We start from the raw sequence: 12,171 nt of genomic DNA on the forward strand, positions 1-12,171 counted from the left end.
TGCTCAACTTCCCGCTGCAGGAGCGGTTTTCTTGCCGCTCTTGCGGGCGGGATGCTGGGTCGAGGTGCCTTTGTTGCGGGTGCTTTTCACGCTCTTTGACGGCGCGGGTGCTTTGGTTTCAGCGCCCTTGTTGCCGCTGCTATCGGCCCCTGAAGGACTGCTGGGATAGGTGCCGGGCGGCAGCGCCGAGCCGGGTGGGCTGTTGCCGCTCAAGGCGGGTGCCTCGGGGGCGGTGTTGTCGCCGAAGGCTGCGTAGGCGGGGGCATACAGTACGAGCGTCAAGCTGGCGGCGAGTACGATCCTTTGGGAAATGCTGGTCTTCATGACTCAATCCCTCTTGGCGATTGGGACCGAAGCCCGGACCACATCCAGGCTTCGGCGACGCCTCAATCAAGACTTCTTGGAGCCTGGGGCGTGGCCATGAGCCCCGCCTTTTTTGCCGGCTTCAGAAGCCTTTGCGCGGTCATTGGCGACATTGCCGCCTGAACCCTGGCCGCCGCTTTTACGCGTGGTTTCTTGCTGGTCCTTGTGACCAGCGCCTGGGGTGGTTTTTCCACTGTTAGCCATTTTCAAAACCCTCAATGATGAGCGAATCAATGGTGTTGCCTAATTGGGAATCCGCCAGCCAAATCAAAGTTTGAAAAAGTTTCCAGTCATGCGACGAATGGCCCTGTTCAACCGCCGCTGACTTTCCAGTGCTTGATGTCGTCGGCAAACACGATCTGTTCCACCTCATGGGCAATCCCGTAGGCCAGTGACTCGTGGGCGGCGATGACTTTTTCCTCGGCCGACAGGCACTTGAAAATATCCAGGTGGGTGTCGGCGTTGGCGGTTTCCAGTTCGTAAATTTTCACGTAGCGCGCCAGGTCGTTGTCCAGGCTTGAGAGGTATTCCCGCAGACGCTGATGATCGACGGAGCTCTGGTTGAAGTACCAGTTCATCGGGTGGATCAAAAAGCGGGAATGGGGCGTGGTGATCCGGCGACCGGCCGCCAGGAACATGATGATGCCCATGGACTCGATATTGCCTGCATTGATTGCACACAGCGGCACCGGCAGGGACTTGAGGAAGGTGTAGAGGGTAAAGCCGAAATTGGTGCTGCCACCGGTGGTCGACAGGTTCAACAGCAACGAACTGGCGCCTTGCTCGATGGCGTCCAGGCAGCAATCCCGAAAGCGCTCGGTGGTGCCCTGATCGATCTGGCAGTGAAAGTGGATGATGTGCTCGGTCATCCTGGGCCTCCGTGGGTAAGAGGTGACGTGCCGTTGAGTCTAGAAGGTTACGGCGCATGTGCCGCAACCGTTGGGCGAGAGCCATCCACTGCAATTTTAATGAACCCTCGGTCGCGTTGCTTGACCTAACCCATACGACCTCAGGAGGATGAATCATGCAAATCGAATATGTCTGGATTGGCTTGGCAGTGATTCTGGTGCTGCTGGAACTGTGGGCGATCAACAGTGTGCTGCGCAGTGGCAGTGGCTGGGAAACCAAGGGTTTATGGTTGGTGGTACTGATCTTCATGCCGCTGTTGGGGCTGATCCTCTGGGCGCTGTTTGGGCCCAAGGGTGTGAACCGCGCGACACACACCGTTGAGCACGGCAAAAGCTAAGACAGAATCGAAAAAGAACAGGCGCCCAAGGGCGCCTGTTTGCGTTGGGTGGCGTCAAGCCGCCAGGGTTTTGGCAATCGCCTCGTTGAACGCAGGCAAATCATCAGGCGTGCGCGAGGTGATCAACGTCCAGCCATTGGCCGGGCATTCTTTCACCTGCGCATCCACCCAGTTGGCTGCGCCGGCATTGACCAGGTCGGTACGCACGCTTTTGTAGGAGGTGAGGGTCTTGCCTTCGATCACGCCGGCATCGATCAGGGCCCAAGGGCCGTGGCAGATGGCGGCTACGGTTTTACCTGCCTTGACGAAATCATTGATCAGCCGCAAGGCATCGGCATCCTGACGCAGGGTGTCAGCGTTGACGGTGCCGCCGGGGATGACCAGTGCATCAAAATCACTGCCGTGCAGATCCGAAAGCTTGGCATCGGACTCCACTGTCCTGTCTTTCTCGGTGTCCTGGAGAAAGGTCTGGGTGCTGCCACCTTTGCTCGAGCCGTGGGTTACCGTGGCGCCAAAACCGCGCAGGGCTTCCAGCGGCTTGAGCAATTCGTCGCGCTCGATGCCAGTGTTGGAGGTGATGATCAGAATCTTTTTGCCGTGCAGTTGCGAACTCATGGTCGAGTGTCTCCTGAGTGGGTAGATGATTAGTTGGCGTGCTGGGACTGCAGTTCCTTGGCCATCTTCAAATGGGTTTCGAGCGTCGGCAGCGTCTTCTCGGCGAAAGCCTTGAGTTCGGCGTTGTCAGAGGACGCGGCTTAAGCACGTGCTTCATGACGCTTCTTCTGAAGAATGGCGCGATGCCGTTACCTGACTGTTGAGCGGGTGCCTGAGCAAAAGGTTTAAATTAATTTGCGCTTATTTCTCCCGACCGCAGCCCAGGCAATTTCCTTGAACTATCAAAAAATCATGGGCTCTGCTGCATAACGGCTCCGAGGCTGGAGCCTGACCGTTGAATAGCAGGAGAACCTCCATGGGCCGATCCATCAGCGCCGGTGAGCTGGGTATCGAACTCAGGCCTGGTGATGACATCGCACTGTTCAAGTGGTTTATCGCCAGCTTCTTGATGGGCAAGCGCATTCAGGCGCAGATCGCGGCCCAGGCCTATCAGGTGATAGTGGTGAAGCATGGCCGGGACACGCCGCGCAAACTGCAACACTGCACCTCCCGTGAGTTGGTGGCCATGCTCGGCGAGGCGCATTACGTGCGTTACGACGAAAGCACGGCGCAACGCTTGCTAGACCTCAGTAGCAAATTGAATGCGGAGTACGCAGGCAAAATCAGTCACATCCACGATGCCAGTGCCGACCGCGGGGAGTTTGAAAAACGCTTGAACGCGTTCGAAGGCGTCGGGCCGAAGACGGTGGAGATCTTCATGAGGGATGCAGCGTCGGTGCTGTTCTGATGCCGATTTTTCTGGGGTGTGCCGGTTGGAGCCTGCCTCGTGAGCAATGGCCTCGCTTTCCCCGCCAGGGCACCCATCTGCAACGTTATGCCGCATGCTTGAATGCAGTTGAAATCAACAGCTCCTTTTATCGTCCCCATCGTCCGCAAACCTATGAGCGATGGGCGCAATCGGTGCCGCCGGGCTTTGGTTTTTCGGTCAAGGTGCCTCGGTTGATAACCCATGAGTTGCGTCTGCATGACTGCGATAAGGCGCTGGATGAATTCCTCTCACAGTGCCTGCAGTTGGGTGATCGCCTGGGCTGCCTGCTGGTGCAATTACCACCTTCATTGAACTATGAGGCAGCCATCGCTGCCGGTTTCTTCACGGCCTTGCGCCAACGCTTCGCCGGCAATGTGGTGCTGGAGCCCCGGCATGCCAGTTGGGTGCAGGCCGAAGGCATGTTGCAGGAGTATCAAATAGGCCGGGTGGCCGCCGATCCGCCGGTGATTGCTGAAGGTGACGTACCGAGAGGTTGGCAGGGCGTGCGTTATTGGCGCCTGCACGGTTCGCCGCGTATCTATCACAGCGCCTACGAAATGGATCGATTACGCGCCCTGTGCGAGGCGATGCAAAGATCGTCAACCGAGGGCGTTCCCACCTGGTGCATTTTTGACAACACCGCCAGTGGCCATGCGGTCGCGGATGCCCTCAGCCTTCAAGCCTTGCTTGGTGGAAGGCATGAATGTGGTCAATGATTTGCGCTGACGCCTCGGTGATTGCGGTACGGGTATTGCCCGCGATGTGTGGCGTCAGTATTGCGTTGGTGATACCCGTCAAAGGCGATTCGAACTGATGTTTTTCCCTGGCAAAGGTATCGATGGCGACCCCCTTGATATGGCCGGGAAAGCGCGTCATGAACGTCGCCAACTGGCCCTCGTCGACAATGCCGCCACGGGCTGTATTGATCAGGATCGACCCCGGCTTCATCCGCGTGAATGCAGTGCTGTCGAACAAGCCCTTGGTCTGCGGGGTGAGCGGCGTGTGAATGGACACGACATCGGCCTCATCCAGCAATTCGCCGAGTGTGGCGCGCCATTGCAGGCCCAGGTTCGCGGCGGCCTGCCGGGTGAATCGCTCCGAGCCGGTGGCGATCACGTGCATGCCCAAGGCCCGGGCCTTATGGGCAAGCACCTGGGCGATCCTGCCGGTGCCCACCAGCCCCAGCGTCAACTCGGCGATTTGCAAAGCAGGGGCGAGCAGGCCTTTCGACCACTGGCCTTGATGGGTTTGGGTGTTGTAGAGGTTAAGGTCCCGAGACAGGAGCAGGGTTTGCGCCAGCACATATTCCGCCACGGCCGTTGCGTTGGAGCCCGGGGTATTGAGCACGGCCACGCCATGCTCGGCGGCGGCCTGCAAGTCGATATGGTTAAGCCCGACGCCGGCCTGGGCGATCGCCTGCAACGGGCTGCTTAGACCAGGTGAGGCCGCGGCGTTGATCAGTGCAGCGCCCAGGGGAATGTTCAAGCGGGTCTTGAGGACGCTGTAGCCACCGGCGTTGACCACGGCGCTGATCAGCGAAGGTGTGTCGTGGCAGTTGATATCCAGGAACTGAATGCGCCCGGCGTACTGTTTTTTGATGCTTTGCTGGTCGGCGAAATAGTGCAGGTTGAGGGTGATTTCCAACCCGTATGCCAAGCACCGTTCGATCTCATCATGGAGCAGGGGAGGGTTGGGGGCATCCAGGATCAGTACGGGAAACGCCATGGGAATATTCCTCTGCACAGGCGACCGGGCCTGGCCTGTTATGGGGCGGTTGTCAGGCATCCACTTGCATCACCTCCAGCCCCAGGCATTCATAAGCCTCGACGCTGCCCGGTGGCACATGCCACTCGGTAATCAGGGTATGAATGCGGCTGCACGGTGCCACCACAAATGGCTCCACGGCGCCCAGTTTGTCGGCCAGGGTGACGGCCACCACGTGGGAGGCGCTGTCGAGCATAGCTTGTTTTACCGCCACCTCCTCAAAGTGCAGCGAGCTGATGCCGACCTGCGGATGCAGGGCGCACACGCCCGTGAACAGCAGGTCGGCCTTGATGCCCTGGATCAGCCGCAATGCTTCATGCCCGCTGGCGGCCATGGTCACCGGGTTGAGTTGGCCACCGGCGAGGATCACCGTCACATTGGGGTGCTCGGACAACGCGATGGCAATCATCGGTGAGTGGGTGACGGCGGTCAGCTTGATGGAGTGCGGCAAAGACTGAGCGATTTGCAGGGTGGTGGTACCGGAGTCGAACAGCACGATCTGGCCGTCTTCCACGCGATCAGCGGCGAGTTGCGCCAGGTGGCGTTTGGTCGCGGTGGTTTCGCCGAACCGGGTGAAGAAGTCCTTGCCGGTGTCCTTTGGTCGCGGCAGGGCGCCGCCATGCACGCGTTGCAGCAAACCGGCGGAGGCGAGTTCGCCGAGGTCGCGGCGAATGGTGTCCTGGGAAACGGCGAAATGTTCCACCAGTTCCGAGGCGGTGACCTTGCCGTCGCGTTCCAGCAGCAACAGGATTTTTTGTTTGCGCAGGGAGGGCAGGTCGACGGCGGTATGGGTGTTATGCATGTTTATGCTCGTTAATGCGTGTTTGTGCGAGATTAATCAGCATTCGACGGAAACGCAATGGGTGGCTGTACACCTCAGCCGTCCTGTCGAATGTGCTGAAAATCATGACCAAACCACGCAGGTTCATGAGCGTGCTCGGTCGCCAGGGCCGGGGTTTCGGCCAGCGAGGTGATGCAGGCGTTTTAGCTGCCGTGAAGCGCTCCAACGGAGCATTACTGAGCAAAAAAATCGTAAAAAAATAAAAAGAGTTGTCCACGAAAACCGTGGGTATCTCTGTGGATAACTTCCCTTGAGCCCGGCGGGTATGGCGATTTAACCGGCGGTTAATATTTGATCAGTCGCTGTTTGTGGCCAGTATGGGCAGGCTTTGCGCCTTGACAGGCACCGGCGAAACCGGTGCCGAAATGCAGATTTACGAGTCGTTCGGGCGCCCGGTAGAGGGACCGGCCACTTGGGTTGGGCGCTTCGATTGCATCAGGCTATCCAGGGCCTGGCGATAGTTGCGCCCAGCCAGCCGCATGCTGTCGTTATGAGTAGCGCCGGGCACCAGCAACAGGTGCTTGGGCTCTTGCGCGGCATCAAACAATTGCTGACTGAAACGCGGTGGCACAAAGGCATCGGCGAGTCCGTGGACCACCAGTAGCGGCATGTGGATATCGGCGATCTTGTCGATGGAATCGAACTTCTGTGACAGCAGCCAGCGCACCGGCAATGAAGTATTGGCCACCGCCGTGGCTACATCTGCCAGGGAGGTGAAGGTGGATTCGATTACCAGCCCGCGCACCGGGGGCGGCACATGGTTATCCGCGGCCTGCTTGCCCAGCTCTGCCGCCAGGTCGATGGCCACAGCGCCACCCAGGGAGTGCCCGTATATGAGGCGTTTGGCGGGGTCGGGTTGCAGTACCTGGAAGCGTTCCCAGGCAATGCGCGCGTCTTCGTACACGCTGGTTTCCGAAGGCAGGTCACCCCGGCTCTGGCCGAAGCCGCGATAGTCGATGGCCAGTACCGAGAAGCCCAGGGCCCGCAGTTGTTCGATGCGAAACAGTTGGCCGGTGAGGTTCCAGCGTACGCCGTGCAAATAGAGAATCGCCGGGGCGTCCTTCTGCGCCGCCGGCCACCACCAGCCGTGAATATTTTGCCCGGACTTGAAACTTGCGGGTTTCAGGTCGAACTCCTGCACATCACGCGGCAACCCGCTGTACCAACTGGCTGTGCCCGGCTCGACGCGAAACAGCAGTTCGCGCTCCTTGTGTTGCAGCACCGCGCACCCCACGGGCAGGCCGATGATCAAGGCCGCCATGCACAGCAGGGGAAACCAGCGCAAGCCGAGGCGGGACAGGAAACGTGAAGACATGAAGGTTCCAGGACAGAGGCAAAGCACGGGTTTTAACAGATGCCTTGGCTGTGCAGGAAATATTTAGACAGCCGTCATCGGGCATTGCTTGCAAAGTATTACAGGGCTCCTTCCAGTACTGAGAAGAAGTGTCCGGGTAATGGCGAGGGATTGTCGGTGCTCCAATTGAGGTAGAGCCCGATGGTGGAAGGCGAGACGGAGAGGGGAACAAACACCACGTTGTCACCGGTGATCGAACGGGCAATCGACTCTGGTACCAGTGCCACCCCAAACCCACACGCCACCAGGCCAATCAGGGTGTGCAATTGATCGGCTTCCTGGACCACACGCGGATAGAAGCCTGCGGCCTCGCACAAGGCGATCAACTGGTGGTGATAGCCGCTGCCCAATACCTGTGGGGTGAACACAAAGTCGGCATCGGCGAAATCCTTCAGCTCGATAGCGGCGTTGCCGGCATCGGGATGGTCCACGGGCAGCGCCATCAGAATCGGTTCATCCAGTAGTAGCCGGGACTCGATGTGATCTGCCAGACCCGGCAGACGGCGCAAAAAGGCGATATCGGCCTCACCCGTTATCAGAGCTTTCGCCTGGCTGGCGGAGGGCATTTCCTTGATCACCAGCTGCACCTTGGGAAACGCCTGGCGAAACTGCTTGAGGGCATCCAGCAGCCAGGGATAACCGGCAATCGACACCGAGGTGATGGTGAGGGTGCCGGCGACTCCCTGGGACACCTGCCGGGCGTGTTCGACGCCTTGCTGCAATTGCCCGAGGACGGTGTAGGCCGTCTGAAGAAACGCTGCTCCGGCCGGCAGCAGCCGCACACCGCGTCGGTCACGCTCCAGCAGGGCAAACCCCAACTTCTGTTCCAGGCGATTGATCGCCTGGCTCAACGCGGGCTGCGCCATATGCAGGCGCAGCGCAGCCTTGTGAAAGTGCAGCTCCTCGGCAACGGCAACGAACTGGCGCAGCAGGCGGGTTTCGATCATCAGGGCTGTTCCTTCAGGTAGATGGAGCCTGTGGGGCTTGATACGTCCGGGGTATCAACATCGCTGTTTTTCAGTATTAAACAGGGTGGCCTCGGGTTGTTAGGGTGGAGTGCCTATCAGGAGAACGCAACGATGGACTTTACAGGTAAAACCGCAATCGTGACCGGTGCCGCCCGAGGCTTGGGCTTCAGCTATGCGCGTGAGTTGGCGCGCCTCGGCGCGCAGGTAGTGATCAGTGATATCGGCGCGGACACCCTCGGTGATGGTGCGGACCCACAGGTGGTCCAGGCGGCTGCGCTGGCGCTTCAACGTGAAGGTCTGCAGGTGGTTAGCCACGTGGGTGACCTGTCCGGTGAAGCTGGCTGCCAAGACCTGATCGGATGCGCCATCACCCATTTCGGGCAGCTCGATATCCTGATCCACAATGCCGGCTGGGTCGGCTATCAACCGATCGAGGCCGCCGACGCGGCGTTTATCCGACGGGCAATGGACATCAATGTCTACGCACCGATCTGGCTGTGCAAACACGCCTGGCGGCATCTCCAGCAATCCATCGCACCGCGCATCGTGCTGACCACCTCTGACCGTGCGATGTACACGCACTATGCCCAGCCGGGACTCGTGGCCTACAGCGCCGGCAAGATGGCGCAATTGGGGATCATGAATGCATTGAGTGGGGAAGGGGCCGAGGATGGAATCCTGGTCAATGCCATCTCGCCGGTAGCCAAGACCCGCATGTGGGGCGTGAGCGGCGAGCCGCACAACCTCAAGCCGGAGTGGGTAACCCCCGGGGTGATCTTCCTGGCTTCTGCGTTGTGCCTGGACAGCGGCTATATTCTGCGGGCCAGTAACGGCCAGTTCACCGCCACGCGTTTCGCTGAGAATCCGCATGTCGAGTATCCGGTTGACCTGGCGCGGGTCCAAGCCTCGGACGCTACGCAAGTCGCCGCATCATGGGAGGCCATCAAGGAGAGTTGACGGTCACGCAAGATAAAGCGTCAGCCCCTGGGCCTCATAGGGTTGCAGCAGTGCCTGCGGCGTACTGGCCAATGCGACGATCGCGCTGACATGGGCCAGCTCCACCACTTGGTAGGGCGATGCGGTGTTGAGCTTTTCCGAGGTGGCCAGCACGATGGTTTCAGCGGCGGCGTGGCACAGCGCGCGCTTGACCACCGCCTCTTCATAATCGCCGGTAGACAGGCCGGCACTCGGGTGCACACTGCACACTCCCATGAAATAGAGGTCGGCGTTTACCCGGCCGATGGCCTCCAGCGTGGCCGCGCCAACCCCCACCAGTGAATGGCGAAACAGCCGGCCGCCGAGCATGATCACTTCAATCTGCGGATGATCCACCAAGGCCATGGCAATCGACGGGCTGTGGGTGACCACGGTGGCGCTGAGGTCCGCCGGCAATTGATGGACCAGTTGCAGGCACGTGGTACCGCCATCGATAAACACCACCTGGCCGGGCTGCACAAGTTGTGCTGCCGCGCGGCCAATGGCGATTTTTTCCTCGGGCACCAGGTGTTCCCGTACCGAAAAATCCGCCATCGCGGGCGAAGCCGGCAAGGCGCCGCCATGCACCCGCAGCAGCAAACCTTCCTTGGCCATTTCCCGCAGGTCGCGGCGTATCGTGTCCTCGGAAACCTCCAATGCCTGGCTCAACTCCTTGGCAATCAGCCGGCCGTCGCGGTGCAGCGTGTCCAGCAGGTGTTGTTTGCGTTGTTGGGTCAGCATCGGTAGCTTCCTGCACGTTTTTTCTTGACTGTGCACGATTTTGCACGACATGCTGAATAACACAAGACAAAAAGGCCCCGCCATGGAAAACAGCCCTGTTCGTATCCACGCCGAAGAACTGCTCTCGGATAACTGGTACGTGCTGAAAAAATACAGCTTCGACCTGCGTCGCCGCGACGGCAGCTGGCAGTCCCAGACCCGCGAGGTCTATGACAGGGGCAATGGCGCGACCATCCTGCTGTACAACCGCGAGCGGCGCACGGTGTTGCTGATTCGCCAGTTCCGCATGCCCACCTTCGTCAATGGTTACCACGGCTACCTGATCGAATCCGCCGCCGGCTTGCTGGACAACGCCAGCCCCGAGGAACGCATTCGCCTGGAAGCGGAAGAGGAGACGGGCTACCGTGTGGGGCATGTAGAAAAGATCTATTCGGCCTTCATGAGCCCGGGTTCGGTGACGGAGCGCATTCACTTTTTCATCGGCGAATATCAGCCCGGTGATCGGGTCAGTGATGGCGGCGGGCTGGAAGATGAGGGCGAGGATATCGAAGTGCTGGAGCTGAGATTTGAGGCGGCTCTGGCCATGGTAGAGAGTGCCGAGATTGTCGACGGCAAGACCATCATGCTGTTGCAGTACCTGGAATTGCGGATGTTGAAAGAGGGCTGGTGATGTCGCGACGGTTATCGCTTGCGCTGGCGATTTTGCTTGCGGGATGCAGTGGTGTGAATGCTGAGCAAACCCCCATTGGCGACGGTGGCGTTCCCGCGTTCTACACCTGGACCGACAAGCTGCCTGCCTCACCCGGGCAGATGCTGCGCAGTGAGCCGTCGACCGACCAGCAAAGCCTAGCCGATGCGGGGCAGAACATCCGTATTTTGTACACCTCTACCGACGGTCTCGATACCCACAAGCGGATTGTCGTTTCCGGTGCGCTGTTCCTGCCCAAAGGTACACCGCCGCCGGGTGGCTGGCCGTTGATGGCGTGGGCTCACGGCACGGTGGGCAGCGCCGATATCTGCGCGCCATCGTTCGCCGGACGCAGCCCGCGGGATACGCGGTATCTCAATTATTGGCTGGCCCAGGGCTATGCCATTGTCGCCACCGATTATCAAGGGCTCGGGACGCCTGGCCTGCATCCGTATGGGCTGACCAGTCCGCTGGCCTATGGGGTGCTCGACAGCATTCGTGCGGTGATGGCGGGTGATTTCGAACTCTCCAAGCGGGTGGTGGTGTTCGGCCAGTCACAGGGCGGCCGTGCTGCGTTTGCCACGGCGGTCTATGCGAAAGACTATGCGCCCGAGTTGGATATTGTGGGGGTGGTGGCGACCGGTACACCTTACGCGGCTGCCCATAAAACGGGTGACAGTGCCGAGGTGGAAAAGGCTCGCAGTTCGGTGGTGCCGACCTTTGCCTACAACCTGCTGCGGCTGAGTACGGCCACTTTGTTTGATCCTGCATTCGTGCCTGCCGACTACTTGAGTGAGCGTGCGATGCCGGCGTTTGAGAGCAGTCAGCGTGATTGCTTGCATGCCATTGAGCAGCGGGTGATGGCGGATGGGCTCAGCTTCAATGACAGCTTCAAGCGTTCGCCGAAAGCGGCACTCGACAGGGTTTATCGTGAGTCGGCGTATCCGACGTTGAAGACGGATATTCCGGTGTTCATCGGTACAGGGGGGCAGGATCGGGATGTGTTTGTGCCGGGGCAAAAGGCGCTTGTCAGGGATGCGTGCAAGGCGGGGGATCGGATCGAATGGCATTTTTATCCTGAGCTTGATCATTCTGCGACGGTCAATGGCTCGCTCGTGGACTCGACGCCGTTTGTGCGTAGGGCGTTTGCGGGGGAGTTGATTGGTGGGAATTGTGGGGGGTAGTTTTTTTGAGTGTATATCCGTTATTTAGGTAACGACCGCCTATGGTTCCGCTCTTACAGCGGCTCACTTTGGAAAAGCCGGAATGCCGGCCCAGCCCAAAGTAAGTAAAGGGCTCTGCCCCGCCTGTCGGCACCTCGCTTAGGCTCGGTGTTCCCTCACTCCGGCACCGCGAAGCGGGCCGCTCCGCAATACCTGCGTTCGGCCTCGGGCTTATTGGGGCAGTCAGATCAAGATCAAAAGCAAGAGCACAGCGGCCTCCCGGCCGGCTTGAGTGTTAAAAGCAAAAGCAAAGACCAGAACGAAAACAGATCTGCTTTATGTGGGAGCGGGCTTGCTCGCGAAAAACCTGAGACCGCCGCGTTCATCCAGAATGCCCGCGTCATCGTTAACGACCTTCGCGAGCAAGCCCGCTCCCACATTTTTTGGACCGTGCCCGCTTTAGATTTTGATTTGGCTTTTGCTCTTCAACACTCAAGCCGGCCGGTAGGCCGCTGTGCTCTTGATCTGCTTTTGATCTTGATCTTAGGCGCCCCGTTAAACCACGCTGGCCGAACGCAGGCTTTGGAGCGTGGGTAACCCGGCAGGACGCCGGGTTAGCCGCGCTGGGCCAAGGATGGCCCATCG

Annotated in this window: 15 protein-coding genes and 1 pseudogene; 6 read left to right on the forward strand and 10 right to left on the reverse strand. The window is 59.6% G+C overall.

Features of this window, described 5'->3' with window-relative positions; translation table 11 throughout:
* Positions 1 to 3: 3 nt before the first annotated feature.
* The 3 genes from D109_RS0100565 to D109_RS0100575 all read right to left on the reverse strand — a co-directional run bounded on the left by D109_RS0100565 (position 4) and on the right by D109_RS0100575 (position 1,232).
* Positions 4 to 324: a hypothetical protein gene (locus D109_RS0100565; RefSeq protein ID WP_017475150.1), complete on the reverse strand. Its 321-nt coding sequence runs from the start codon at positions 322 to 324 to the stop codon at positions 4 to 6.
* Positions 325 to 390: 66 nt separating this feature from the next.
* Complete coding sequence (locus D109_RS1000000134775) at positions 391 to 567, reverse strand: hypothetical protein (protein ID WP_017475151.1); 177 nt, start codon at positions 565 to 567, stop codon at positions 391 to 393.
* A gap of 107 nt (positions 568 to 674) precedes the next feature.
* Positions 675 to 1,232: an ATP-dependent Clp protease proteolytic subunit gene (locus tag D109_RS0100575; protein ID WP_017475152.1), complete on the reverse strand. Its 558-nt coding sequence runs from the start codon at positions 1,230 to 1,232 to the stop codon at positions 675 to 677.
* Positions 1,233 to 1,387: 155 nt separating this feature from the next.
* Here D109_RS0100575 and D109_RS0100580 point away from each other — a divergent pair, with 155 nt between their 5' ends.
* On the forward strand, positions 1,388 to 1,609 hold the full coding sequence (locus tag D109_RS0100580; RefSeq protein ID WP_017475153.1) for a PLD nuclease N-terminal domain-containing protein: 222 nt from the start codon (positions 1,388 to 1,390) through the stop codon (positions 1,607 to 1,609).
* 54 nt (positions 1,610 to 1,663) lie between these two features.
* On the opposite strand, the gene D109_RS0100585 is transcribed toward D109_RS0100580, so the two are convergent.
* Together D109_RS0100585 and D109_RS1000000132405 are read right to left on the reverse strand one after the other, a co-directional pair.
* Positions 1,664 to 2,224, reverse strand: coding sequence for a type 1 glutamine amidotransferase domain-containing protein (locus D109_RS0100585; RefSeq protein WP_017475154.1), 561 nt, complete (start codon positions 2,222 to 2,224; stop codon positions 1,664 to 1,666).
* Positions 2,225 to 2,253: 29 nt separating this feature from the next.
* A pseudogene (locus D109_RS1000000132405) lies at positions 2,254 to 2,364 on the reverse strand (DUF4142 domain-containing protein); the annotation flags it as partial.
* A gap of 215 nt (positions 2,365 to 2,579) precedes the next feature.
* On the opposite strand from D109_RS1000000132405, the gene D109_RS0100590 reads away from it, so the two are divergent.
* Both D109_RS0100590 and D109_RS0100595 read left to right on the forward strand, forming a co-directional pair.
* Positions 2,580 to 3,011 carry a hypothetical protein gene (locus D109_RS0100590; protein WP_017475155.1) on the forward strand — a complete coding sequence of 144 codons (432 nt, stop codon included), beginning with the start codon at positions 2,580 to 2,582 and terminating at the stop codon, positions 3,009 to 3,011.
* Positions 3,011 to 3,748 carry a DUF72 domain-containing protein gene (locus tag D109_RS0100595; protein ID WP_017475156.1) on the forward strand — a complete coding sequence of 246 codons (738 nt, stop codon included), beginning with the start codon at positions 3,011 to 3,013 and terminating at the stop codon, positions 3,746 to 3,748. Before D109_RS0100590 ends, D109_RS0100595 begins: the two co-directional genes overlap by 1 nt.
* Here D109_RS0100595 and D109_RS0100600 read toward each other — a convergent pair.
* From D109_RS0100600 to D109_RS0100615, 4 genes are all read right to left on the reverse strand, one after another.
* Positions 3,702 to 4,757, reverse strand: coding sequence for a D-isomer specific 2-hydroxyacid dehydrogenase family protein (locus D109_RS0100600; RefSeq protein ID WP_017475157.1), 1,056 nt, complete (start codon positions 4,755 to 4,757; stop codon positions 3,702 to 3,704). The two genes, D109_RS0100595 and D109_RS0100600, sit on opposite strands and share 47 nt — an antisense overlap.
* 52 nt (positions 4,758 to 4,809) lie before the next feature.
* Positions 4,810 to 5,598 (reverse strand): DeoR/GlpR family DNA-binding transcription regulator, encoded by a 789-nt coding sequence (locus D109_RS0100605; RefSeq protein WP_017475158.1) that lies wholly within the window; start codon positions 5,596 to 5,598, stop codon positions 4,810 to 4,812.
* Positions 5,599 to 6,010: 412 nt separating this feature from the next.
* Entirely contained in the window at positions 6,011 to 6,952 is a 942-nt protein-coding gene (locus D109_RS0100610) for an alpha/beta hydrolase (protein WP_017475159.1), read from the reverse strand.
* A gap of 98 nt (positions 6,953 to 7,050) precedes the next feature.
* Positions 7,051 to 7,938, reverse strand: a complete 888-nt coding sequence (locus tag D109_RS0100615; protein ID WP_017475160.1) for a LysR family transcriptional regulator — start codon at positions 7,936 to 7,938, stop codon at positions 7,051 to 7,053.
* A 132-nt stretch (positions 7,939 to 8,070) separates the two neighbouring features.
* Between D109_RS0100615 and D109_RS0100620 the strand changes: the two genes are divergently transcribed.
* Positions 8,071 to 8,916, forward strand: a complete 846-nt coding sequence (locus tag D109_RS0100620) for an SDR family NAD(P)-dependent oxidoreductase (protein ID WP_017475161.1) — start codon at positions 8,071 to 8,073, stop codon at positions 8,914 to 8,916.
* A gap of 3 nt (positions 8,917 to 8,919) precedes the next feature.
* Here the strand turns inward: D109_RS0100620 and D109_RS0100625 are convergent, their stop codons facing one another.
* The gene (locus D109_RS0100625; RefSeq protein WP_017475162.1) at positions 8,920 to 9,675 is read right to left on the reverse strand and encodes a DeoR/GlpR family DNA-binding transcription regulator; all 756 of its coding nucleotides are present in this window, start codon (positions 9,673 to 9,675) and stop codon (positions 8,920 to 8,922) included.
* Positions 9,676 to 9,757: 82 nt separating this feature from the next.
* Between D109_RS0100625 and nudK the strand changes: the two genes are divergently transcribed.
* Together nudK and D109_RS0100635 are read left to right on the forward strand one after the other, a co-directional pair.
* A complete protein-coding gene (nudK, locus tag D109_RS0100630; RefSeq protein ID WP_017475163.1) occupies positions 9,758 to 10,345 on the forward strand; it encodes a GDP-mannose pyrophosphatase NudK in 588 nt (195 codons plus the stop codon).
* Positions 10,345 to 11,547 carry a lipase family protein gene (locus D109_RS0100635; RefSeq protein ID WP_017475164.1) on the forward strand — a complete coding sequence of 401 codons (1,203 nt, stop codon included), beginning with the start codon at positions 10,345 to 10,347 and terminating at the stop codon, positions 11,545 to 11,547. The genes nudK and D109_RS0100635 overlap by 1 nt, the downstream gene beginning before the upstream one ends.
* Positions 11,548 to 12,171 lie beyond the last annotated feature (624 nt).

The organism is Pseudomonas sp. PAMC 26793, from assembly GCF_000313235.1.
Classification (GTDB): Bacteria; Pseudomonadota; Gammaproteobacteria; order Pseudomonadales; family Pseudomonadaceae; genus Aquipseudomonas; species Aquipseudomonas yamanorum.